Origin of the sequence: Achromobacter sp. AONIH1 (assembly GCF_002902905.1) — a bacterium.
In the GTDB taxonomy this organism is placed as follows: domain Bacteria; phylum Pseudomonadota; class Gammaproteobacteria; order Burkholderiales; family Burkholderiaceae_B; genus Achromobacter.
In genome coordinates this window covers 4485139-4507288 of the sequence record NZ_CP026124.1, presented here as the reverse complement: position 1 = coordinate 4507288, position 22150 = coordinate 4485139, and the positions used below count along the sequence as shown (strand labels likewise).

Genomic DNA, 22150 nt, shown 5'->3' with positions numbered 1-22150 from the left:
GAAAAGCTATTCACTTTAAGACTCCGAAGCGGTGCCGCGCCGGGCTCGGAAAGCGGCCCGGCCTCTGGCATGCCGCGATGTTCCGCGAACCGGCAGGGCAAGGGCATCGCTGCCCGCACCTGACCGCTCGCTGAACGAGGGCGCCGCATGCCGCGGCGCCCAGGCGGCGCCAAGCCGCCATCATACGCCTGCCCGGCGCGGGCCCGCTGGCGGGCCTGCGTCGCGCGGCGGGCTTACTCCAGGCCTTCGGCCTTGCGAGCGGCCTTCACGCCGCTGTTTTCCTGCATGCGCTTGAAGAACGCGGCCAGATTGTCCAGGCCGGTCAGGTCGACCTGCTTGCCATGCGCCCAGGTCAGCACCACGTAGAGATAGGCATCGGCCACGCTGGGGTCGGCGCCCACCAGGTAGGACTTGCCGGCCAGCTGGGCATCGAGCTGCGCGAACAGCTTGGAGAGCAGCTTGGACGCGTTGGCGGCCAGTTCCTTCTGCGCGCCTTCCTCGGACAGGAAGCGCATCGGCGCGAAGACCAGCGAGAAGGTCTTGTGCAGGTCGGAGTTGATGAAGCCCAGCCAGCGGCGTACTTCGGCGCGGGAGCGCGCGCTGCCGTCGCCCATCAGCTTGCTTTGCGGGGCCTGTTCGGCCAGGTATTCGAGGATGGCGACGTTCTGCGTCAGGGTCCAGTCGCCGTCGGCCAGCGCGGGGACCGCGCCCAGCGGATTGATCTTCAGGAATTCCGGACCCTTGAGCTCGTCGCGGCTGAGCTTGTGCGTTTCATAGGGCTTGCCCAGCCATTCCAGCACGATGTGGGAAGCGAGCGAGCATGCGCCAGGCATGTAGTACAGTTTCATTTGAAGGCGTCTCCTGTGGGGCAGGGCGGGAGGCGACCCGTCCTTGCCGCATATGGTACGCCACTCATGTGGCGACGATGCGTGATAGCCCCACGATATATACCGCCGCGTCCGCCGCCTCGCGCCGGGATCGTCCGACGGACGCCGCGCCATTCGCCATGCGCCCATGCCGTAGCCGGAGATGACCATGCCGCCTCGTGCCGCCGCAACGCTGTCCGTCTTCCTTTCCGGCGCCGTGCTTGCGGCCTGCGCCTGGTCCGCAACCGCGCGCGCCGAGCCGGTGTCGGCCGGCACCGGGATCCCGCCCGCCGCGCCGACCCAGGTCACGCCCGTGGCGGGCGGCCTGGAACATCCCTGGGCCATGGCCTTTCTGCCCGATGGCGGCATCCTCATCACCGAACGCCCCGGCAATCTGCGGCTGCTGCGCATTCCCGGCGGCCTGTCCGCGCCCTTAAAAGGCGTACCCAAGGTGGCCGCGCAGGGGCAGGGCGGCCTGCTCGACGTGGCCTTGTCGCCGGATTTCGCCAAGGACCGCCTGGTCTACCTGTCCTATGCCGAGGCCGGCGACGGCCGCGCCGGTACAGCCGTGGGGCGCGGCCGTCTGGCCGATGACGGGGCCCGCCTGGAGGATTTCCGCGTCCTGTTCCGGCAGGAGCCCAAGCTGTCCGAGGGGCTGCATTTCGGTTCCCGCCTGGTGCTGGACGGCAAAGGGCATCTTTACATCGCGCTGGGCGAGAACAACCAGCGCTCCACCGCGCAAGACCTGGGCAAGCTGCAGGGCAAGGTGGTGCGCATCCGGGCCGACGGCTCGGTGCCGCCGGACAATCCCTTCGTGGGCAAGGCCGGCGCGCGCCCCGAGATCTGGTCCTATGGCCACCGCAATCCGCAGGGCATGGCGTTGAACCCCTGGTCCGGCGAGCTGTGGGAAAGCGAGCATGGGCCGCGCGGCGGCGACGAGGTCAATCTGATCAAGCCGGGGCTGAACTACGGCTGGCCCCTGGCGACCTACGGCATCGACTATTCCGGCCAGCCCATCCCCGAGGCGCGCGGCCAGACGCTGCCGGGCATGGAGTCGCCGCTGTATTGGTGGCCGAAGTCGCCCGCCATCAGCGGCATGGCGTTCTACGACGCGCCCAGGTTTCCGGCCTGGCGTCATTCGCTCTTCATCGGCGCGCTGGCCGAGCGTAATCTGATCCGGCTGACGCTGGACGGCGACAAGGTGGTGGCGCAGGAACGCCTGCTGGGCGAGCGCGGCAAGCGGATCCGGGACGTGCGGGTCGGACCGGACGGCCATGTGTATGTATTGACGGACGAATCGCCGGGCGAGCTGCTGCGCATCGCGCCGGCGGGGGGATGAAGCCATGAAGACCTACGAACTGATCGGATCGGCCGGCTGCGGTTCCGCCATCGTCGAGATGGCGCTGGCGCTGGCCAATGTGCCGTACACGCTGGAAGACGTGCCTTACCTGAAGCCGGGGCCGCAGCGCGACCGCCTGCTGCGCCTGAATCCGCTAGGCCAGGTGCCGACGCTGGTGACGCCGGACGGTGAGGTCATGACAGAAAGCGCGGCCATGATCCTGCATCTGCACGACGTGGCGCCGCAGGCCGGCCTGGCGCCGTTGCCCGACCAGCCCGAGCGCGCGCGCTTCCTGAACCTGCTGATCCGGTTGGTCGCGGCCATCTATCCTACCTTCACCTATGGCGACAATCCGCCGCAATGGACCACGGAAGGCGCGCCCGCCGACCTGCTGCGCGAGCGCGTGCACACGCGCCGCGCCGAACTGTGGCAGGAGCTGGAGCGGCAGGCCGGCGCGCCGCACATGCTGGGCGAGCGGTTTTCGGCGCTGGACCTGTACGTGGCCGTGATGACGCGCTGGCGTCCGGGGCCGGCCTGGTTTGAATCGGTCTGCCCGGCCTTGACGGCGGTGGCGCGCGAGGCGGGACGCAATCCGGCCGTGGCTCGCGCGCTGCGTCGCAACTTCCCTCCGCCCACCGAATAGCGCGCCTCAGCGCTTGCCGCGGCGCGGCTTCGAGCGAGCCTCGCGCAAGGCGATGTAGATGCCGCTGCCGGCGATGAAGGCGGCGCCCAGATAGGCCAGCGCGTCGGGCGCCTCGCGCCAGAACACCCAGCCCAGCACGGTGGCCCAGATCAGGCCGGTGTAGTCGAACGGCGCCACCACGGAGGCCGGGGCGATGCGGAACGCCTGCGTGATCAGCGTCAGCCCCAGCGTGCTGAACAGCGCCACGCCCGCGAAATAGGGCAGGTCGCCGATGGCCGGCGCCTGCCAGACCCAGGGCAGGGTGAGGATGCTGCACAGGAACTGGCCGGCCACGATGTAGAAGGTGGTGGTGAGCATGCCTTCGCTGGGGCTGATGCCGCGCGCCGTGGTCATCATGACCGCGTACAGCATCGCAGTGGTCAGCGGCAGCAGCGTGGCGGCCTGGAATGCATCGGTGCCGGGCCGCACGATGATCAGCACGCCTGCGAAGCCCGCCAGCACCGCCAGCCAGCGGCGGCTGTCGACGCGCTCTTTCAGCACGAACACCGACAACGCCGTCACGAACAGCGGCGCGGCGAAGGCGATCGCCGTCGCCTCGGCCAATGGCAAGGAATTCAGGCCGAGGTAGAAACAACAGGCCGACACCACGTTGATCGCGCCGCGCGCCAGGTGCAGGCGCAGATGCCCGGTGCGCAAGACGCGGCGGCCGCCCAGCCATAGCGCCAGCGCCGTGACCACCGGCAGGGCGATCAGCGCCCGCAGGAACAGGATTTGCAGCGGGTGATAGCTGGCGCCCAGCCACTTGGCGTTGGCATCGCTGAGCGTAAGGAAGAAGATGCCGGCCATCACACAGGCGATGCCGGCGGCGGCGGAAGAGGGACGGGCGGTAGGCAGGGTGGCGGAGGACATGGGCGGGAGCAGCGGATCACGGCGATTCCTGGCGCCGTACGAAGGGAGGGCTTGGATGCAGGGCGCCAGCGCAAGGGCCGGCGCGAGCTGGCCGGGCGTTCAGCCCTGGCTGCGGTAGGCGGCCAGCGCAACCATGGCCCAGGAGGCCAGGAAGGCGACGCCGCCCAGCGGCGTGACCGCGCCCAGCCAGTGCGTGCCGGTCAGCGCGAGCAGATACAGGCTGCCGGAAAAAAGCACGATGCCGGCGAACATCACCAGACCGGCGGCCGACAACAGGGGCGAGCCATAGCGCGCGCCGAGCAGGGCGACCGCCAAAATGCCCAGCGCATGGATCAGATGGTACAGCACGCCCGTCTGCCAGACGGCGAGCAGCTCGGGGCTGACGATGCGCTTGAGCCCGTGCGCGCCGAAGGCGCCCGCGCCCACGGCCACCATGAGGTTCAATGCCGCGAGTATCGTGAGCTGCCGGTCTGTCATTGCTGGTCCTGGGTTCGAAGAGTCGTTTGGGCGGAGCCGCCGGTGCCTATGATATGGCATTCGGCGCCGGCGCTCTGCGCGCCGGCGATCGATCCGGCTTGCACCCCGCCGCCACGTCCGTTCGCCTGGCCGCGGCAGGCGCTGGCGCTCAAGCCGTCGTGAGCACCGCGCGGCCCACCACCTTGCCGGCCCGCAGCGAGGCCAGCACGCTGTCGGCCTGGTCCAACGCGTAGCGGTGCACCGGCATGGGCGGGACCTTGCCTGCGCGCACCAGTTCCATCAGCTCCTTCAATTCGGCCAGGTTGCCGACGTAGCTACCGATGATGGACAGCGCCTTCATGGGAATCAGCGCGATCGGCCACGTCGAGCCGCCGCCGAACAGGCCCACGATGATGAGCTTGCCGCCCTTGGTCAGGAAGTCGAAGGCCAGCGAAGTGGTGGCAGGCGCGCCCACCAGGTCGATGGCGGCCTGCGCCGGCTTGCCGCCGGCTGCCTTGATGATCTGCTGCGCCGCGTCCGGCGCCGCGCCGTCGACGGCCGCCAGCGCGCCTGCCTCCAGCGCCGCCTGGCGCTTGGCGGGGTCGATGTCCACCACGATGGCGCCGGCGCCGCCGAGCGCCTTGATGAGCGTCAGGCACATCAGTCCCAGGCCGCCCGCGCCGAAGATCACCACGGGATGCTGGCGGTAGGTCTGCTCGCCGATCTTCTTCAGCGCGGCATAGGTGGTCAGGCCGGAGCAGGCGTAGGGCGCGATCTGCGCCGGGTCCAGGTCGCCGATGTCGATCAGGTAGCGGGAGTGCGGCACGAGCACGTGGTCGGCGTAGCCGCCGGCGCGGTGCACGCCCAGGCAGGCCGGGGCCATGCAGTGGTTCTCCTGGCCCGCCTGGCACGACGGGCAGTTGCCGCAGCCGATCCAGGGATAGACCAGGTAGTTGCCGCCGGGCCGCAGGCCGGTCGCGTCGGGGCCGGCCGACACCATCGCGCCGACGGTTTCGTGGCCCATGGTGAGCGGCAGCGTAACGCCGCGTTCCTTGAGCGACAGCGTGCGCCCCTGACCCAGGTCGTAGCCGCCTTCCCAGAGATGGATGTCGCTGTGGCAGACGCCGGCGGCACGGACCTTGAGCAGCACCTGCGCGCCTTGCGGCACGGGCGTGGGCTGGTCCATTTCCTGCAGCGGGGCGCGGAAATCGACCACGCAATAGCACTTCATGGCATGTCTCCTTTATGGCTTGCTTGTTGTCGACCGGAAGAGGGGAGCGTCAGGCGTCGCGCCGCATCAGCGTGGACTTGCCGAACAGGCTTTCGATCAGGTCCACCGCCAGTTCGGCGGTCTTGTTGCGCACGTCGAAAGCGGGATTCAGTTCGACCACGTCGAGCGAACGCATCAGCCCGGTGTCGGCGATCATCTCCATGCAGAGCTGGGCCTCGCGGTAGGTCGGTCCGCCAGGCACGGTGGTGCCCACGCCGGGCGCGATCTCGGGGTCCAGGAAATCCACATCGAAGCTGACATGCAGGTGCGTGTCCTGGTCCAGGCCCGCGAGCGCGGCCTGCATGGTGGCGCGCATGCCCATTTCGTCCAGGTAGCGCATGTCGAACACTTCCAGCCCGGCCTCGTGCACCAGCCGCTTTTCGCCAGGATCCACGCTGCGTATGCCGATCTGGCGCACCCAGGCGGCCTCGATGTCGGGATGATGGCCGGACAGGCCGGTGATCTCCGCCGGACCGTAGCCGCACAGGCAGGCTACCGGCATGCCATGGATATTGCCGGTGGGGGTAAGCGCATGGGTGTTGAAATCAGCGTGCGCGTCCAGCCACAGCACCCGCAGTTTCTTGCCGGTGTCGCGGCAATGGCGCGCCACCGCGCTGATCGAGCCGATGCCCAGGCAGTGGTCGCCGCCCAGCAGGATGGGCAGCTTGCCCTGGCGCAATTCGGCATGCACCGCGTCGTGGACCGCGCGGTTCCAGGCGGCCACTTCCGCCAGATGGCGGTAGCCGTCGACGGGAGGCTGCCAGGGATTGGCCGGGCCATACAGATTGCCGCGGTCCTCGACCTCGAAGCCCTGGGCCTCGATGACCGGACCCAGGCCGGCGACGCGCAGGGCTTCCGGTCCCATGGAGGCGCCGCGCGCGCCGGCGCCGATGTCGGTGGGCGCGCCGATCAGCGCGATGCCGCGCGGCAGGGAAGGGGTGGTCGGCTTGGCGGTTTTCTGCACGGGGCGGACTCCGGAAAGGAAAGACAGAATCAGGCGGCGGATGGAGCCGCCGCCGGCCCAGCGCCGGCCTGGCCGGCTTGGTGGACACATCTTAGCGCCGTCGCGCCCGCGCCCGCATTGCCATGGCGTGACAGAGGGCATTGCCATGGCGCGGCGGGCGTTTGGGGCACAATGGACCGAAAGCCGGCAGCGCTGGCGTCCATTTTTTCATATTCATGCCCATGATCCGCTTGTTCCCGCCCCTTCTTTCCTTCCTGCGGCCCCGTCTTGCGGCCGCGCTGGCGCTGGCCGCCATGGCTTGCGCGCTTCCTGCCGCTGCCCAGCAGAAGCCGCTGCGCATCGGCGTGGTTCCGGCCCTGGCCAACGAGGCGACCGAGAAAGCCATCGCGCTGGCCGCCCGGCAAGGGCTGGAGGTCAAGCTGGTGGAGTTCAATGACTGGGTGCTGCCCAATATCGCGGTGGCCGATGGCTCGGTGGATGCCAATTTCTTCCAGCACGAGCCGTTCCTGCAGGTGTTCAATGCGCGCCGAGGCGTGAAGCTGGTGCCGATCGCCTATGGCTATTCGACCATCATCGGTCTGTATTCCAAGAAGCTGAAGCGGGGCGAGCCGCTGCCCGAGGGCGCCACCGTCGCGGTGCCGAACGATCCGGTCAACACCGGCCGCGCCTTGCTGCTGCTGCAGTCCATGGGATTGATCGGCCTGAAGCCCGGCGTGGGCAACATGGCGGCGGTGGAAGACGTGACGCTCAATCCCAAGCGCCTGAAATTCGTGCCTGTCGAAGGCGCGCAATCGGCCCGCACCTTCGATGACGTGACGGCTTCGGTCACGTATCCCTCCTTCGCCAGGCAGGCCGGCCTGAGCGAGCAGGACTGCCTGGGTTTCGACAATAACAGCCCCGATTCCGTTCGCCGCTACGCGATCCGCTGGGTCACCACGCCCGAGCGCGCCAACGATCCGAGGCTGCTGAAATTCATCGCCATCTATCAGGAATCTCCCGAGGTCAAGGCCACGTTGCGGCGGCTGTATGGCGACCTGATCGTCTTTCCCTGGTAGCGCGGCGCGGCGGAGCATCCGAGCCCAAACCCACTCGCCGACAGCAAGAAAGCCCCTGCCTGGGCAGGGGCTCGGGCACGGCAGGCGCTCAGTGCGAGAACATGATCGGCACGGTCATGGTCTTCAGGATCGAGGCGGTCGCGCCGCCCATGGCCCATTCCCTGAGCTTGCTGTGACCGTAGGCGCCCATGACGATCAGGTCGGCGCTGTAGTCGGCCGCCGCGTTGAGGATGGTGCTGCCGACGCCCACGCCCTTGATGTCGCGGCGCACGTGCTCGGGCCGAGGCATGCCCTGGGCCTCGCAGTAGCTGGCCAGGTCGTCGAAGCTGGCCGATCCGACGCCCCGCGTGGCCGCGCCTTCGTCCATCGTCAACACGACCAGGTGGTCCGCCATGCGCAGCACCGGCGCGGCATCCGCCAGCGCGCGGGCCGATTCACGGCTGCCGTCCCAGCAATACAGCACGCGCTCGCCGATCACCGGGAAATGGCCGCTGGAGGGCACGACCAGGACCGGCCGGCCAGCGGTCAGCAGGGTCTGCTCGACGAATTCGTTCTCGTGGGCAGCCTCGACATCGTCGCGGTTCAGCTGGCTGACGATGATCAGGTCGCTGACGCGTCCGTGCAGCGCCACGCTGGCGCTGGGCGAGGTGTCGTCGCTGCGGACCTGAGCGGGGATGTCCGCCTGCGAGGCCGCCGCCAGGAACGCATTCTGGACGCTATCGCGGCCTTGTGCCTGCAAGTCCTTCATGACATTCAGCGCCCGGGACATCAGCACGGATTCGCCGTAGTAGTACTGCGGCGGAGCGGAGGTGGCGTAGATGCCGACCAGTTCCGCCTGGTGGCGTTTGGCCAGGCCGATGGCTGCCTGGGTGCGGCGCTTGCAGTCGAAACCCTGGTCCAGATGGACGGAAATGCGGCGGTACATAGAGCCTCCTGAGTGAACTTGCGTTGGCGCTATCGTTGCGCGTTCGCGCCGACCGGCGCTTGATGCACGTCAAGCCGGCCTCAGTTTGCCCCGTCCGGCGCAAGCTCTAGGCCTGTTGGAGCTTGTCGCGCAGCTGCTGGACCTGCCGCGCCTGGCGGGCGATGCGTTCCAGAGGGGGCGGCAGACCGGGTTGCGCCAGACCCACCGCCGACGGCACCGGCATGACCCGGCCGCCGGGTTCCGGTTCGCCGTCGCGCGGGTGCAGCGCCCGCGCCAGGGTTTCGCCGTAGTCGCGCAGCGCGGATGCCGCTTCGCTGTCGGCAGGCAGCCCGGGCTGGATTTCCAGCACGGTGCCGGCGGCGGTCACCCGGCGCATGGCATTGAGCAGGGCTTCCGCCGTGTCGACCTTGCTGTCGCGGTGCAAGGGGTTCTGCTGCAGCCGTTCCAGTGACGCCTGGGCATTGTCGGCCGCCAGGCAGGCCTGCCGGCGCAGCTCGACGATGCGCCGCGGCGACTCCGCCGCCTCGCCGCTCTTTTCCCGAACGAGCGCCAGCACATAGTCGGCATGTCGCTGCAGCGCGCGCGCCAGCGCACCGGCCAGCTCGCGGGGCGCCTTCTCGGGCCACAGCAGAAAGCCGATCAGCAGCGCCAGCACGGCGCCCAGCACGCTGTTGAAGGCGCGCAGCGCGGCCAGTTCCGGTTCGTGCAGGTCCGGCTGCTGGATATGGCTGACCAGCACGAACTGCGAGGTCAGGAAGAACGTGAACAGGGCGTAGTTCACCGTGCGCGCGGCGAACGTGCCGAGCGCGATCGGCAGCACGGCCAGCGCGACGGAAAGCGGCGTGCTCAGCAGCAGGCCCAGCAAAGAGGCGCCGATCGCGCCCGCGACGCTGCCCAGCACGCGTTCCACGGTGCGCTGCCAGGTGGCGGCGAAATAGGGTTGCAGGATGAAGACCAGGGTCAGCGACATCCAGTAGCCGTGGTTGACGGCGAAGCTGCGCGACAGGGCGACGGCCAGCGTGGCGCCGATGCCCACGCGCAAGGCATGGCGCAGGGCGTCAGACTCCAGTCGCAGGTTCTGGCGCAGCGTGTTCCAGGCTTGCCGCGCCGGCGCGGCGGCCGAGCTGGATGCCGCGCCGGCCGGCAGCTCGGCGGCGTCGAACAGGGCCTGCCGGACGGACTGGGCGGACTGTTGCAGCCGGTCCAGCACCGGAATGACGCTGGCCAGCTCGGGCGCGTGCGCGAGCGCGGGGCCGCGAAGTTCGCGCAGATCGGCGCCGTAGCGTTCCAGCCGTTCGCGCAGGCGATCCGCCTGGCGCGCGTCGGCGGCATCGGAGGTGCCAGCGATGGCATTGCATACGCTGGCGTAGCGGTGCAAGGCGTGGCACAGGTGGGCGCCGGCATTGCGTCCCAGCCAGCGCGGCGCGTTCGATTCGAGCAGGTCGGCGGCGGCGACCATGGCGATGAAACTGTCCTCGGCCCGGTCGAGCAGGTAATACAGCTGCTGCGCGCGGGTGCGGCGCGAGGGACGCGCGCCTTGCACTTCGCCGATGCGGCTGCGGGCCGCCTCCAGCGCGGCCCGCAGGGCAGCCCGCTGCGAGCGGGACACGGCGCTCCATGCCGGCGCGCCAGTCTCGGGGCGCAAGCCGGAATACATGCCGGCCAGCGCGTCGGCAAAATCGGCCAGTCCCCGGTAGCAATGGGCCACGGCCAGCGTGGCGTCCTTCCAGGGGCGGCGGCGCCACACCAGCGCCGTCATCAGAATCGCCCAGGATGCGCCCGCGACGAAGAACAGCGCGTAGCGCAGGCTCTCGACGACTGTGGGCGCGGGCAGCTCGGCCGCCACCACGAAGCCGGCCGACAGCAGCGTGCCGATGATGGCGGCCGCCGGTCCCAGCACGCGCAGCAGGCCGCCCAGGGTGCAGCACAGGAAGGTCAGCGGCAGCAGCAGCCACAGATGGGGCGCGCTCACGCTGGCCAGCAGGCAATACACACCGCCGGCCAGTCCAAGCGCCAGCATGGCGCCCGCGCGTTGTCGCAACGGACCGCCGGGATCGCCGAAGCAGGCCCAGAATGCCGCGATGGCGCTCCAGCCCAGCCGGGGTTCATCGAGCAGCACGGCCAGGATCACCGGCGCCGCGCTGGTGGCGGCGGCCTGCAGGGCGTCCAGCCAGAGGATGCGGCGCACGGCGGCGCGCCAGGGAGCGGGGGAGGAAGTCAAGCTGCTGCTTCGTTCAGGAAAGGGGCCCGGCGGGCGCGAGGCGCTCACCCTACCATGCCGGGAAGGCCGCCAATGCGTCTTCTGTGGCAGGTCATCGCCAATTTCGCGGCAACCTGCAGGTATGGTTACACATCTGTGACATTCGCGCCGCGCGGGCGCAAAATAATCTGGAGAAATCGGCGGAAATCGCCTAAAAAAACGTAAGCGTTACCACGCCGAATCGCCGGCCTGCGCAGTTCTGTGTCGGCGTTCATGTCCAGTGCGTCTCGGACCGCGCCCGGACAGCGCGGCCCAGAATCCGGGACGCTTCAGGAGCGCAGACATGACGCTGAATCAACAGGCAGCCTCCGGTCAGGTTGCGGATGACGTTGAAATTGCGGCCATGGTCGCCGGCAAGGACGGGCTCAGGGTATTGTTGCAGCCTCAGGTGGACCTGCTTACTGGCCGCATCGTATCGGCCGAGGCCCTGGCGCGTTGGCAGCACCCCCGCCTGGGCACGGTCATGCCCGCTGATTTCATTCCCTCGATCAACCGGCAGGGACTGGACAGGAAACTGTTCGAGCGCGTCAGCGTGCGCGTGATCGAGATGCTGCAGACCATGCGGCGCGCGGGGGTGGCCGTTCCCATTGCGATCAACGCGCCGGCCAGCACGCTGTCCGACGCCGGGGCGGTCGAAGCGCTGCTGCTGCGCATCCGCGCCGCCGAGCTGCCCGCCTCGCTGTTGCGGGTGGAGCTGACCGAGGATCAGCCCATCCGCGAGCTGGACGTGTTGCGGGCTTCGTTGCTGAAACTGGAAGAAGCCGGCTGCGAGGTCAGCCTGGATGATTTCGGCACCGGCCATGCCTCGCTCAAGCTGCTGTCGGCCATTCCGCTGTCCGAAGTGAAGATAGACCAGTATTTCGTCACCCGCATGCGGCGCAGCGCCGTGGCGTTCGAAGTGTTGCGCACGGCGGCCGAGCTGGCCACGCGGATGGGCTGGCGCGTCGTGGCCGAAGGCGTGGAGAACGTCGAGGATATCCCCGCGCTGCGCGCGGCGGGCTGCCGCTACGGGCAGGGCTACGCGCTGGGCCGGCCCATGTTGCTGGACGAGCTGATGATCCGGCTGCGCACGCAGTACGACGGAGGCGAACCGCTGGCCGCGTCGGCCGCCTATGCCTCGTCGTGGATCCAGGCCTATGGTGGCGGGGCGGCGAAGTCCGAGGCGGACCGCGTGCAGGCGAGCCAGCCTGTCGCCACGCAATAGCGGGCGCCGTCCTGCGCTCCCGGTCAGGAGCGGAACGGCTTCGGCGTCAAACCGTCCGCGCCGCCCAGAACGCCGTGCGCACCGCCGGCGCGCTCGCGATCCGCGCGGCGACACGGTCCAGGTCTTCCTCGTCGACCGCAGCTTCGCTCAGGGCGGCCTCGATCTCGACCTCGTTCTCGCCAAACTGGTCGATCTTCAGTTCCGACAGCGGCAGCTGCTCGGCCTCCAGCACGTCTTCCAGGACGGTCATGGCTGCCTGGCGCTCGTCCACGTGCGCGATCACGTGGATGACGGTGGTGACTTCAGTGGTCTGCGCGTCGACCGGCTGGCGGTTGATATGGCTGACCAGGGGCCGCAGCAAGGTGTTCGCGGCCAGCACGAAGGCCGTGGCGGCCACCGCTTCGAGCAGCAGCGACGCGCCCGCGCAGGCGCCGATGGCGGCCGAGCCCCACAGCGTGGCTGCAGTGTTCAGCCCGCGGATGCTGCCGCCTTCGCGCATGATGGCGCCCGCGCCCAGGAAGCCCACGCCCGACACCACGTAGGAAATCACGCGCGCGCCGCCGTCGGCGCCGCCGACGCGAAAGGCCATGTCGACGAAGATGGCCGCGCCCACCGCCACCAGCGCGTTGGTGCGCAGGCCCGCGGTACGCTGGCGGAACTGGCGCTCGAAGCCGACGATGGAGCCCAGCACGAAGGCGCTGAGCAGGCTGACCAGCGTATTGGCCAGCGTCAGCAATTGGATGTTCTCGAAGTTTTTCATCTTGTTCTCTTGCAGCGTATTGTGAACAGGGCGCGACCCGCCCCTTGCGATGGCCGCGCCCAGACTTGCCGAGCCCTTCAGACGGGCTGCCAGCTCGATACCAGGGCCAGTACCAGCGCCACCAGCCAGATCAGCGCCAGGGCCAGCACCCGGGCGAGCAGCAGGTACTTGTACGGGTCTTTCATGACAGTCTCCTTTCCGTGTCCGCGATTCAGAAAACTACGGAATGGCGTTGCTCAGGCGGGCAGTACCGCGATGGCGGCGCCGGCGTCGTTTTCCCAATGCACGCGGCGCACGTCCGGGCTCTGGCCCAGCCGCAGCGCGACGGCGTTGAGCACGCCACGCAACTGCGGCGGGCAGAGCAGGGTGACGGTGGTGCTGGCGAGCTGATCCGATTCTTCGCGCGAGATGCGCACGTTCAGCACGCGCAGGTCCAGCGCCTGCAGCTCGTAGTACAGCTGCTTGCGCAGCGCGTTCAGCGTGGCGCTGACGCTGACGATGGTGAAGCGATAGGTGGGCGCTGCCGGGCGCACGGCGGCGGGAGCCGCGTCGGCGCGGACGGGGAGCGTGAAAAAGGGCTTGAAGCGCATGGTCGTCTCCTTGCGAGGGGAGGACGATGAGGAAGGTCCACATGCGCGCGCCAATCCGCCAGCGTGGCAAGGCGCATGGCGCCCGGCCGTGAAAAGGCTGGCGGATAGGGGGGAGGCGGTAAGGCCGGGTCCTGGCTGGACGCAGGACCCGTCAGAAGATTCTGCGGATCGGTTGCGTCAAGCGGCGCGAGCAGTCGTGCTATGACTACATCCGTCGTTGTCCACAGTGATCTCAATGGGGTTTGAAGAGCGCCCAGTATAGCCAGGGCCTAGGGTAAACACCAAGACATTATTCATGCCGCCTGCAAAATCATGCCGCACGTCAATCGCGGCGAATGACGGTTCTTGGATTTCAGGTAGTATTCAGTTTCCAGTAAGAATGAGAGCCCGGCGTGACGGGCGGACGCGAGGCCTTTGCAGGACGCCGCGCCGCCTTTTTCGCCAAGCATGAACGACGACCCTCCTCCTAGCAGGGCGCCTCGCTGTCCGGGGCGCCCGAGACCTTCCTCCGACACGGCCCGGCCGGCGCGCCTCGCGCGTCCTGTCAGAACGGCCACGCAGCAGCCTTCCTTCCTCGTCCATCCGGTCCGGGCCGGGCCCCGCGCCCGTCTTGTGCGCGCCCCCGCGTCCGCGCTACGGTTTTCGCCATGCCTTTTCCGGGCCCCTCGCGCCCGCCTGAACCCTATCTGGACCACTGATGATCTTTGACTGGATGTCCGACCCGACCGCCTGGCTTGGCCTGGCGACGCTGGTCATTCTTGAAATCGTGCTGGGCATCGACAACCTGGTGTTCATCGCCATCCTGGCCGACAAGCTGCCGCCGCATCAGCGCAACCGCGCGCGCATGATCGGCCTGACGCTGGCCATGGTCATGCGCCTGGGCCTGCTCGCCAGCATCGCCTGGGTGGTGACGCTGACCCAGCCTCTGTTCACCGTGCTGGGCGCCGAGATCTCAGGTCGCGATCTGATCCTGATACTGGGCGGCCTGTTCCTGCTGTTCAAGGGCACCATGGAACTGCACGAGCGCGTGGAAGGCGGCGTCGGCCACGACGCCGGGCAGAAGACGCAGCATGCCGTGTTCTGGCAGGTGATCCTGCAGATCGTGGTGCTGGACGCCGTATTCTCGCTGGACTCGGTGATCACGGCCGTGGGCATGGTGCAGGACTTGAGCATCATGATGATCGCCGTGGTCGTCGCCATGGCGGTGATGATGCTGGCCAGCCGCCCGCTGATGGGTTTCGTGGCGCGCCATCCCACCGTGGTGATCCTGTGCCTGGGCCTGCTGCTGATGATCGGCTTCAGCCTCGTGGCCGAAGGCCTGGGCTTCCATGTGCCCAAGGGCTATCTGTATGCCGCCATCGGCTTCTCGATCCTGATCGAGCTGTTCAACCAGTTGGCGCGCCGCAATCGCGCCCGAGGGGCGCATGCGCTGAGCCGTCGCCAGCGCACCGCGCAGGCGGTGCTGCGCCTGCTGCGCGCGGGCCGCGCCGGCCAGCCGACGCAGCAGGCCGACGAAGTGGCCGCGCTGGTCGATGGCGCCGGCGACGAGCCGGCCTTCGCGCCCGAGGAAAGCTCGATGATCGAACGCGTGCTGGCGGCCGGCGCGCGCGACGTGCGCTCGATCATGGTGCCGCGTGGCCGCATGGTGTGGCTGGATGTGGCCGACTCGCCGCAGACGGTGGTGCGCAAGTTCGCGTCGGGCCATTCGCGCCTGCCGCTGTGCGCTGGCGACGCGGCCAACGTGCTGGGCGTGCTGCACTTCAAGGACGTGCTGCCGCTGTTGTCCAATCCCGGCCCCATCGATCTGGTGGAACTGGCGCGCGAGCCGCTGTACGTACTGGAGACCACGCCGGTGCTGAAGGTGCTGGACGAGCTGCGCGCCTCGCGCGACCACATGCTGATCGTGGTGGACGAGCATGGCGACTGCGAAGGGCTGGTCACGCCGATGGATGTGTTGACGGCGGTGGGCGGCGAATTGCCCGAGCACCGCGAAGACCCGCGCGAGGCGGTGCCGCTGTCCGACGGCTCCTGGCTGCTCGAGGGCGGCCTGGCGGCCGACGAGGCGGCCCGGCTGCTGGATATGGATGCAGCCTTGGAGAATGCGCCGGACGCAACGCTGGCGGGTTGCCTGCTGCGCGTCGTCGGCCGCATCCCGGACGCCGGTGAAACGATCGCATGGGGCGGATGGACCTTCGAGGTGACGCGCCGCGACGGGCTGCGCATCGATCAGTTGCTGGCGCGCCGCGACACCCCGCAGTAAGGCGTCTTCAGGCCGGCCAGCGCAGCACGAAGCGGGCGCCGCCCAGGGGACTGTCCCGCACCTCGATGGTGCCGCCGTGATTGGCGGCCACCCGTTGCACGATGGCCAGCCCCAGGCCGGCGCCGCCGGTGCCTCGGTCGCGGCTTTCGTCCAGGCGGATGAACGGTTCGAACACCCGCTCGCGGTCGGCTTGCGGGATGCCGCCGCCGTCGTCGTCGACGGTCAGCTCGAATTCCTCGGCGGCGTTGCGCGTCAGCCCGATTTCCACCCGGGAGTTGGCGTAGCGCACGGCGTTCTGCACCAGGTTCAGCAACGCGCGGCTCATGTAGCGCGGGTGCAGCCGTACATGCGCCGGACAGCCGGGCCGCATGGCGCACTGCACGGAGCGGGCCCTGGCCTGATGGGCGACCTGGGCCAGGGCTTCGCCCATCCAGTCGGCGGTGTCCACGGTTTCCAGCTTCACGGTGTCTTCAGCGGGACGCTCCAGCCGGGCGTAAACCAGCAGTTCGGCCACCATCGCCTCCAGTTCGGCGATATCCGCGCGCATGTCGTGCAGGACGGCGCTGCGCTTGGGATCGATGCCGCCCTCGCTCAGCATGTCGACCTCGAACGAGAGCCGCGCCAGCGGCGTGCGCAGCTCGTGCGAGACGGCGTTGGTCAGGCTGCGCTGGTTGTCGACCAGCGCGGCGATGCGCTCGGCCATATGGTTGAAGCTCTCGCCGATGTGGCGGATGCCGGAGATGCGCGACAGGCGCACCCGGACATCCAGGTCGCCTTGCGCCATGCGCAGCGTGGCGTTGCGCACCACGTCCAGGTCGCGATGGATGGGCATGGCCCAGAACAGCAGCAGCACGCCGGCCAGGATCAGCACCAGCACGGTCCAGGCCGTCCAGGTCACCATCTTCTCGAGCGAGCGCTGTGAGGGCAAGGTCACTTCCAGCCACTGCGCCGGCTCGCCGGGCATGCGCGAAAGAAAGGTGTTGTAGTCGTCCCGCATGACGATGCCGTACTTGTCCACCATGTCCCGCTCGGCGCGGGTCAGGGCGGCCTGCGCCGGCGTCTTGATCTGCAGGCCCAGGCCATAGTGGGGCTTGATGTGGTCGCGCAGGTAGGCCTCGCGTTCGGCCGGCGGTTGCGGATCCAGTTCGGTGCGCAGGGCGTGCATCTGGCCGCGCAGCGTCTCGTAGACGAGATCGGCGGTGATCGGTTCCAGCAGGTAGCTGAAGCTGCGGCTGACGAACTGCGTCGCCAGGATATAGCCGATGGTTGCGACGATGAGGATGCGCAGCGCCAGCTTGAGCATGGATGCCCTGGCGGCCGCCTGCCTCGGGGCTTGGGCGGTGGTCTGTCGGGCGAGCCGGGATGCGCCGTGGGTGCTCATGATGCTGTTGTCTTGTGCCGGGGCGGGCATGGCGGACATGCCGCCACGGGCCAACGGGCGATCCTAGCCGCCGGCTTGATCACAGATCTGCGGTTTTTGTTCGTAATTTGTGAAGATTCATGCACCTGGACTAGGGCGGGATGGCGGAACTCTCGATTGAATCGGAGCCTCGCCCCGGGCTATAAGCTAAATACCGGGGCGGACAGCTGTGGTTCCGCCCGGTCAGATGAAACACACCCACCATGCCGCAACCGCCGTCGCACGACGAACACGTCGCCAGCCAGTCCGCCGTCCATGAACAGACGGCGGTGGGGCGAGGTTCCTGTATCGAGGTATTCCTGGTGTTCCTGCGGCTGGGCCTGACTTCCTTCGGCGGCCCGGTGGCGCATCTGGGCTACTTCCGCACCGAATTCGTCGACCGCCGCCGCTGGCTGGACGACTACACCTATTCGGATCTGGTCGCGCTGTGCCAGTTCCTGCCGGGACCGGCCAGCAGCCAGGTGGGCATGGCGATCGGCCTGAAGCGCGCGGGCTGGGCGGGCATGCTGGCCGCCTGGCTGGCGTTCACGCTGCCCTCGGCCATGGCGCTGATGCTGTTCGCCCTGGGGCTGGCGCATTTCGGCTGGTTGTCGGGTTCCGCCGCGATCCATGGCCTGAAGGTGGCGGCGGTGGCGGTCATCGCGCAAGCGGTGTGGGGCATGGGCCGCACGCTCTGTCCGGACCGGATCCGGGCCGGCATGGCCTGCGTGGCCGCGCTGATCACCCTGGCCTTGCCCTCGGCGCCGGGGCAGCTGGCCGCCATCGCCCTGGGCGCGGTGGTGGGCGCGGCCGTGCTGCAACTGCCGCCTCGCCCCTTGCTCGGACAGCCGTCGCAAAGCGTGCGGCGCGGCGCGGGATGGGTGCTGCTGGGACTGTTCGCGGCCCTGTTGATCGGCTTGCCGGTCCTGGCCGAGTACGCCGCCACGCCCCTGGCCGCGCAACTCGCAGGCTTCTACCGGGCCGGCGCGCTGGTTTTCGGTGGCGGGCATGTGGTGTTGCCCATGCTGGAATCCACGGCGGTGGCCGGCGGCATGGTGTCGCAACCGGATTTCCTGGCGGGCTATGGCGCGGCGCAGGCCATGCCGGGGCCCTTGTTCTCCTTTGCCGCGTTTTTGGGCGTGGCTGCGCAACACCCCGCCGGCGGCTGGATGGGCTGGATCAGCGGTTTCAGCATGCTGGCGATGATCTTCCTGCCGGGCGCCTTGCTGCTGGCCGGCGCGATGCCGTTCTGGGACGGGCTGCGCCGGCGGCCGGGCGTGCGCAACATGCTGGCCGGCGTGAACGCCGCCGTGGTCGGCGTGCTGCTGTCGGCCCTGTACGACCCGGTATGGACGTCCGCCATCCGTGGACCGGCGGACTTCGGGCTGGCCCTGTTGCTGTTCGGCCTGCTGGTGTATGCGCGCTGGTCGCCGGTATGGGTGGTGATGACGGCGGCGGCGGGCGGCTGGGCGCTGGGCTGGCTGGCCTGATCCGCCCGGGGCCGTTCAGGCCAGGCCGCGCCAGCGCGGCGCGCGCTTTTGCAGGAAGGCGTCGATGCCTTCGGCGGCGTCCTCTTCCATCATGTTGCGGGCCATGACGTCGCCAGCGTAGTCGTAGGCGTCGGCCAGCGCCATCTGCCGCTGCTTGTAGAACATGCGCTTGCCATGGCGGATGGCGGCCGGACTCTTGGACAGGATCTCGGCGGCGAGTTCAGCCACGCGCGCATCCAGTTGGTCTGCGGGCACCGCGTCGTTGACCAGTCCCCAGTCAGCGGCCGTGGCCGCGTCGATGAATCGTCCGGTGACCAGCATGTCGAAGGCGCGCTTGGCCGATACGTTGCGGCTGAGGGCCACCGCCGGCGTGGCGCAGAACAGACCGACGTTGATGCCCGACACGGCGAAACGGGCGTCATCGGCGCAGATCGCCAGGTCGCAGCTGGCCACCAGCTGGCAGCCGGCGGCGGTGGCGATGCCGCGCACCTTGGCGATGACCGGCACGGGCAGGGCTTGCAGGCCCTGCATCACCGCGCCGCACTTGCGGAACAACTCACGGTAGTAGTCCAGTGACGGCTGGCTCCGCATTTCACGCAGGTCATGCCCGGCGCTGAAGGCGCGGCCGCTGGCTTCCAGCACCACGCAGCGCAGGCTCGCGTCGCCGGCCAGCGCATCGATCTGCGCCTGCAACGCGGCCAGCAGCGCTTCGGACAGCGCGTTGAACTGTCCCGGCCGGTTCAGGCGCAGCGTGACGATGCCCTGGCTGTCGGTGCGCAGCAGCAACGGTTCGAGGGCCGGGCTGGCGGAAGATTGCGTGCTCATGTCATCTCCTGTCGTTGTGGCCTCAGGATACCAGCGCGGCAGTCTCAGCCGTGGCGGGACACGGACCGCGCGATCCAGCCGGAAGCGCAGAGCAGCGGTCCGGCCAGCAGCGCGCCGATCAGCGCCATGGCCAGCTGCGGGCTCATGCCCTGGCCCAGCAGCAGCGTCGCGATCAGGGCGGAGCCGCTCATCTGGAACTGGCCGAACACCGCGGCGGCGGTGCCCGCGCGGTCGGGATAGGGTTCCAGCGCCAGGCTCAGGGCGGAGCCCAGCGCCAGCGAGAACCCGACCGTCAGCACCGCCACCGGCAACATGAAGGCCCAGGCGGACAAAGGCAGCCAAAGCCAGGCCGCCAGATGCATGGCCGCCGCCAGCAGCAGTGCAATCAGGCCGGCGCGCAGCATGACCATACGGCCAAAGCGCGCGATGAATCGGGGTGCGAGGAAGAATGCGACGATGTTGAGCACGGCATTGCCGCCGAACCAGGCGCCGAAACCCAGCTCGGAATAGCCCAGGCGCTGGACCAGCACCACGGGCGCGGCTGACACGAAGACCAGGATCATGGCCATGCCGGCCATGCCGAACACAGCGAAATACACGAAGCGGCCGCTCGTCGCGATGGGCAGATACTGGCGCCAGGCCGCCGCGCTGGCGGCGGGTCCGGCGGCTGGCGGCCGGGTCTCGCCGAAGCGCCGCGCCAGCAGCAGCGAGAGCGTCAGCGCGAACAGCACCATGAAAACGAAGGTGCTGCGCCAGCCGGCCAGCACCGCCAGCGCGCCGCCCAGCATGGGCGCCAGCGCCGGGACCGAACACAGCGCGCCGTTCAGGTAGCTGTAGATGCGCGCGCCTTCGGCCGGGGCGTAGCGATCGCGCACGGCGGCGAAAGCCACCAGCGAAGCGGCGCAGGCGCCGATGCCCTGGATCACGCGCGCGGCATAGAACCACTCCACCGTGCCCGCGCAGGCGCCCAGCGCCGAGCCGGCGACGTAGGCCGCGACCCCGGCCAGCGCCACCGGCCGGCGACCGTGGCGGTCGGCCAGCGGTCCGATCAGCAATTGGCTCAGGCCGACCGCGAAGATGAACAGCGTGACGCTGGTCTGCATGGCGGCCATCGTGACGCCGAAATCCTGCGCCATGCCGGGCAGGGAAGGCAGGTAGATGTCGATGCCCATCGGCGTGAGCGTGACCAGGGCCATCAGCAGGCCGATCAGCCAAGCCTGGCCGCGGGTAGTGGATACAGGGGTCATTGCAGGGTCCAGGCCGCAAAGGGGCTAGGGAAAAACCCTCGATTATCCCTCAAGCCCGGATCGGGCGCTGGCGACATGCCGGGCGGGTTGCGATGCCATCGCCGGCCAGGCGCTCAAGTTAGAATCGCCGGCATGAGCGACATCAACGGCCCCCGCATCGTCATCGTCTATTGCACCCAGTGCCAATGGCTGCTGCGCGCCGCCTGGATGGCTCAGGAGTTGCTGTCCACGTTCTCCACCGATCTGGGCGAGGTTGCGCTACAGCCGGGCACGGGCGGCGTGTTCCAGGTCAGCTGCGACGGAGAACTGCTCTGGGATCGCAAGCGCGACGGCGGCTTTCCGGACGCCAAGACGCTCAAGCAGCGCGTGCGCGACCTGATCGATCCCTCGCGCTCGCTGGGCCACGTGGACGGTCATCGCAAGGGCCCGGCCGAAGACTGAGGGCCGCGTCAGCGCCGGCCCGCCTGCGGCCGGAACCGCAGGGCCATCCCGAACAGGATCGCGCAGATCGCCATCATCACTCCCCATGCCGGCCGCAGGTCCGACACATGCTGCCGGATCAGCCCCGCCGCATAGGGAAACGTCGCCGCGATCAAATACCCCACGCCCTGCACGAAGGCCGCCAGCCGGCCGGCCTGCGCGGGCGTGGCCGCGTGGTCCATGGTCACGATCAGCGACAACGGAAAGAGGGCGCCGATGCCCAGGCCCGCCAGCACGGAGGCCGGCCAGGCAAAGGCCAGCGGCGCGATGGCCAGGCCCGCCAGACCGACCAGCAGCGAACCGATCGCCAGATACAGCGCCGGGCGGCGGTCGGGCAGGCGGCCGATCAGCGCGGACACCAGCAGGCCGGCCGCGATTTCCGCGACCGTGACGGCGCCCAGCAGGCTGCCGGCCGCGACCGGCGTCCAGCCCAGCGCGGTGTAGTAGGGCGGCAGCCAGGCCAGCACCAGCGTGTAGGCGCCCGTGCCCAGGCCGAAGAAAATGGCCAGCAGCCAGGCGCGGCGCCCGTGCGCGCCGTCGGCGCCTGCGGCATGCGCGACGGCCTCGGCGCGGCCGGCGGCGCGCGCCCAGCAGGCCAGCGCGACCAGGGCGGGCACGGCCCAGGCCGCCAGCGACAGGGACAGCGACTGTTGGCGCGCCATCAGCGGCGTGGCGACGCTGGCGATGGCCGCGCCGCCCATGATGGCGGTCGAATAGAGCCCCATCACGCCGCTGCTGGCAGCCGTGAGGCGTGCCTTGATGTAGCCCGGCAACAGGGCCTGCGCGATGGCGATGCCCAGGCCGGCCGCGACGCCGGTGGCCAACAGCGCGCCGGTATGATCCGCCGCCAGCCGGGCGCCGGCGGCGATGGCGATCACGGCCAGCCCCCGCAGCACGCCCAGGCGCTCGCCCAGCAGGCGGCGCAGCGGGGCCGCGCTCAGCGCGCCTATGCCCATGACGAAGACGGGCAGGGCGGTCATCAGGCCCGCCGCGCCGTCGGACATGCCGGTCGCCGCCTGCAAGGCATCCAGCAGGGGCGGCACCGAGGCCAGCACGGGGCGCAGATTCAGGCCCACCAGGATGATGGCGGCCACCTGCCACCGTTGCGCTACGGAAAGATTCACTGCTGCTCCCTGTGATCGGCCCACGTTTGAACGGCCGCGTTGCTAAAATATCTCGACGTCAAGATATTTGGAATTTATCTTGAC

21 protein-coding genes are annotated in these 22150 nt (G+C 69.1%); 7 read left to right on the top strand and 14 right to left on the bottom strand.

From position 1 onward, the window contains the following. Window positions 1-233 precede the first annotated feature (233 nt). Entirely contained in the window at window positions 234-848 is a 615-nt protein-coding gene (locus tag C2U31_RS20625; protein ID WP_103274484.1) for a glutathione S-transferase family protein, read from the bottom strand. Window positions 849-1035: 187 nt separating this feature from the next. Here C2U31_RS20625 and C2U31_RS20620 point away from each other — a divergent pair, with 187 nt between their 5' ends. Together C2U31_RS20620 and C2U31_RS20615 are read left to right on the top strand one after the other, a co-directional pair. Further along, complete coding sequence (locus tag C2U31_RS20620; RefSeq protein ID WP_103274483.1) at window positions 1036-2205, top strand: PQQ-dependent sugar dehydrogenase; 1170 nt, start codon at window positions 1036-1038, stop codon at window positions 2203-2205. 4 nt (window positions 2206-2209) lie between these two features. Then, window positions 2210-2848: a glutathione S-transferase family protein gene (locus tag C2U31_RS20615; protein ID WP_103274482.1), complete on the top strand. Its 639-nt coding sequence runs from the start codon at window positions 2210-2212 to the stop codon at window positions 2846-2848. A gap of 6 nt (window positions 2849-2854) precedes the next feature. On the opposite strand, the gene C2U31_RS20610 is transcribed toward C2U31_RS20615, so the two are convergent. The 4 genes from C2U31_RS20610 to rocF all read right to left on the bottom strand — a co-directional run bounded on the left by C2U31_RS20610 (window position 2855) and on the right by rocF (window position 6447). Continuing rightward, window positions 2855-3757, bottom strand: a complete 903-nt coding sequence (locus C2U31_RS20610; RefSeq protein WP_103274481.1) for a DMT family transporter — start codon at window positions 3755-3757, stop codon at window positions 2855-2857. A 99-nt stretch (window positions 3758-3856) separates the two neighbouring features. Next, window positions 3857-4234, bottom strand: a complete 378-nt coding sequence (locus C2U31_RS20605; RefSeq protein ID WP_103274480.1) for a DUF423 domain-containing protein — start codon at window positions 4232-4234, stop codon at window positions 3857-3859. Between the two features lie 148 nt (window positions 4235-4382). Next, entirely contained in the window at window positions 4383-5444 is a 1062-nt protein-coding gene (locus C2U31_RS20600) for an alcohol dehydrogenase (RefSeq protein WP_103274479.1), read from the bottom strand. Window positions 5445-5493: 49 nt separating this feature from the next. Then, entirely contained in the window at window positions 5494-6447 is a 954-nt protein-coding gene (gene rocF, locus C2U31_RS20595) for an arginase (protein ID WP_103274478.1), read from the bottom strand. 221 nt (window positions 6448-6668) lie between these two features. Here rocF and C2U31_RS20590 point away from each other — a divergent pair, with 221 nt between their 5' ends. After that, entirely contained in the window at window positions 6669-7502 is an 834-nt protein-coding gene (locus C2U31_RS20590; protein WP_103276484.1) for a MetQ/NlpA family ABC transporter substrate-binding protein, read from the top strand. A gap of 88 nt (window positions 7503-7590) precedes the next feature. Here the strand turns inward: C2U31_RS20590 and C2U31_RS20585 are convergent, their stop codons facing one another. Beyond that, entirely contained in the window at window positions 7591-8427 is an 837-nt protein-coding gene (locus tag C2U31_RS20585; protein ID WP_103274477.1) for a universal stress protein, read from the bottom strand. Window positions 8428-8533: 106 nt separating this feature from the next. Then, window positions 8534-10648 (bottom strand): FUSC family protein, encoded by a 2115-nt coding sequence (locus C2U31_RS20580; RefSeq protein WP_103274476.1) that lies wholly within the window; start codon window positions 10646-10648, stop codon window positions 8534-8536. Between the two features lie 322 nt (window positions 10649-10970). On the opposite strand from C2U31_RS20580, the gene C2U31_RS20575 reads away from it, so the two are divergent. Further along, window positions 10971-11891, top strand: coding sequence for an EAL domain-containing protein (locus C2U31_RS20575; RefSeq protein WP_103274475.1), 921 nt, complete (start codon window positions 10971-10973; stop codon window positions 11889-11891). Between the two features lie 46 nt (window positions 11892-11937). On the opposite strand, the gene C2U31_RS20570 is transcribed toward C2U31_RS20575, so the two are convergent. The 3 genes from C2U31_RS20570 to C2U31_RS30625 form a co-directional block, all read right to left on the bottom strand. Beyond that, window positions 11938-12651 carry an MgtC/SapB family protein gene (locus tag C2U31_RS20570; protein ID WP_103274474.1) on the bottom strand — a complete coding sequence of 238 codons (714 nt, stop codon included), beginning with the start codon at window positions 12649-12651 and terminating at the stop codon, window positions 11938-11940. 236 nt (window positions 12652-12887) lie between these two features. Beyond that, entirely contained in the window at window positions 12888-13241 is a 354-nt protein-coding gene (locus C2U31_RS20565) for a hypothetical protein (RefSeq protein ID WP_233772439.1), read from the bottom strand. A 293-nt stretch (window positions 13242-13534) separates the two neighbouring features. Further along, window positions 13535-13690, bottom strand: a complete 156-nt coding sequence (locus tag C2U31_RS30625) for a hypothetical protein (RefSeq protein WP_158658431.1) — start codon at window positions 13688-13690, stop codon at window positions 13535-13537. A gap of 248 nt (window positions 13691-13938) precedes the next feature. On the opposite strand from C2U31_RS30625, the gene C2U31_RS20560 reads away from it, so the two are divergent. After that, the gene (locus C2U31_RS20560) at window positions 13939-15501 is read left to right on the top strand and encodes a TerC family protein (protein WP_103274473.1); all 1563 of its coding nucleotides are present in this window, start codon (window positions 13939-13941) and stop codon (window positions 15499-15501) included. A gap of 7 nt (window positions 15502-15508) precedes the next feature. Here C2U31_RS20560 and C2U31_RS20555 read toward each other — a convergent pair whose 3' ends face one another. After that, window positions 15509-16804 (bottom strand): ATP-binding protein, encoded by a 1296-nt coding sequence (locus tag C2U31_RS20555; protein WP_103274472.1) that lies wholly within the window; start codon window positions 16802-16804, stop codon window positions 15509-15511. Between the two features lie 320 nt (window positions 16805-17124). Here C2U31_RS20555 and chrA point away from each other — a divergent pair, with 320 nt between their 5' ends. Further along, entirely contained in the window at window positions 17125-18390 is a 1266-nt protein-coding gene (chrA, locus tag C2U31_RS20550; protein ID WP_103274471.1) for a chromate efflux transporter, read from the top strand. A 15-nt stretch (window positions 18391-18405) separates the two neighbouring features. Here chrA and C2U31_RS20545 read toward each other — a convergent pair whose 3' ends face one another. Further along, window positions 18406-19215: an enoyl-CoA hydratase gene (locus C2U31_RS20545; protein WP_103274470.1), complete on the bottom strand. Its 810-nt coding sequence runs from the start codon at window positions 19213-19215 to the stop codon at window positions 18406-18408. Between the two features lie 44 nt (window positions 19216-19259). Then, the gene (locus tag C2U31_RS20540) at window positions 19260-20462 is read right to left on the bottom strand and encodes a multidrug effflux MFS transporter (RefSeq protein ID WP_233772438.1); all 1203 of its coding nucleotides are present in this window, start codon (window positions 20460-20462) and stop codon (window positions 19260-19262) included. Between the two features lie 132 nt (window positions 20463-20594). Between C2U31_RS20540 and C2U31_RS20535 the strand changes: the two genes are divergently transcribed. After that, complete coding sequence (locus C2U31_RS20535) at window positions 20595-20903, top strand: SelT/SelW/SelH family protein (protein WP_199770861.1); 309 nt, start codon at window positions 20595-20597, stop codon at window positions 20901-20903. Window positions 20904-20911: 8 nt separating this feature from the next. Here the strand turns inward: C2U31_RS20535 and C2U31_RS20530 are convergent, their stop codons facing one another. Next, window positions 20912-22066, bottom strand: coding sequence for an MFS transporter (locus C2U31_RS20530; protein WP_103274469.1), 1155 nt, complete (start codon window positions 22064-22066; stop codon window positions 20912-20914). Between the last annotated feature and the right edge of the window lie 84 nt (window positions 22067-22150).

What these genes read in the sequence shown, in the direction of transcription:
- C2U31_RS20555 (WP_103274472.1), bottom strand. Translation starts at nt 16,804, where the DNA reads ATGCTCAAGCTGGCGCTGCGCATCCTCATCGTCGCAACCATCGGCTAT.
- C2U31_RS20535 (WP_199770861.1), top strand. Translation starts at nt 20,595, where the DNA reads ATGAGCGACATCAACGGCCCCCGCATCGTCATCGTCTATTGCACCCAG.
- C2U31_RS20585 (WP_103274477.1), bottom strand. Translation starts at nt 8,427, where the DNA reads ATGTACCGCCGCATTTCCGTCCATCTGGACCAGGGTTTCGACTGCAAG.
- chrA (WP_103274471.1), top strand. Translation starts at nt 17,125, where the DNA reads ATGCCGCAACCGCCGTCGCACGACGAACACGTCGCCAGCCAGTCCGCC.
- C2U31_RS20560 (WP_103274473.1), top strand. Translation starts at nt 13,939, where the DNA reads ATGATCTTTGACTGGATGTCCGACCCGACCGCCTGGCTTGGCCTGGCG.
- C2U31_RS20570 (WP_103274474.1), bottom strand. Translation starts at nt 12,651, where the DNA reads ATGAAAAACTTCGAGAACATCCAATTGCTGACGCTGGCCAATACGCTG.
- C2U31_RS20615 (WP_103274482.1), top strand. Translation starts at nt 2,210, where the DNA reads ATGAAGACCTACGAACTGATCGGATCGGCCGGCTGCGGTTCCGCCATC.
- C2U31_RS20540 (WP_233772438.1), bottom strand. Translation starts at nt 20,462, where the DNA reads ATGACCCCTGTATCCACTACCCGCGGCCAGGCTTGGCTGATCGGCCTG.
- C2U31_RS20575 (WP_103274475.1), top strand. Translation starts at nt 10,971, where the DNA reads ATGACGCTGAATCAACAGGCAGCCTCCGGTCAGGTTGCGGATGACGTT.
- C2U31_RS20600 (WP_103274479.1), bottom strand. Translation starts at nt 5,444, where the DNA reads ATGAAGTGCTATTGCGTGGTCGATTTCCGCGCCCCGCTGCAGGAAATG.
- C2U31_RS30625 (WP_158658431.1), bottom strand. Translation starts at nt 13,690, where the DNA reads ATGCTTGGCGAAAAAGGCGGCGCGGCGTCCTGCAAAGGCCTCGCGTCC.
- C2U31_RS20605 (WP_103274480.1), bottom strand. Translation starts at nt 4,234, where the DNA reads ATGACAGACCGGCAGCTCACGATACTCGCGGCATTGAACCTCATGGTG.
- C2U31_RS20625 (WP_103274484.1), bottom strand. Translation starts at nt 848, where the DNA reads ATGAAACTGTACTACATGCCTGGCGCATGCTCGCTCGCTTCCCACATC.
- C2U31_RS20590 (WP_103276484.1), top strand. Translation starts at nt 6,669, where the DNA reads ATGATCCGCTTGTTCCCGCCCCTTCTTTCCTTCCTGCGGCCCCGTCTT.
- C2U31_RS20545 (WP_103274470.1), bottom strand. Translation starts at nt 19,215, where the DNA reads ATGAGCACGCAATCTTCCGCCAGCCCGGCCCTCGAACCGTTGCTGCTG.
- C2U31_RS20565 (WP_233772439.1), bottom strand. Translation starts at nt 13,241, where the DNA reads ATGCGCTTCAAGCCCTTTTTCACGCTCCCCGTCCGCGCCGACGCGGCT.
- C2U31_RS20620 (WP_103274483.1), top strand. Translation starts at nt 1,036, where the DNA reads ATGCCGCCTCGTGCCGCCGCAACGCTGTCCGTCTTCCTTTCCGGCGCC.
- C2U31_RS20610 (WP_103274481.1), bottom strand. Translation starts at nt 3,757, where the DNA reads ATGTCCTCCGCCACCCTGCCTACCGCCCGTCCCTCTTCCGCCGCCGCC.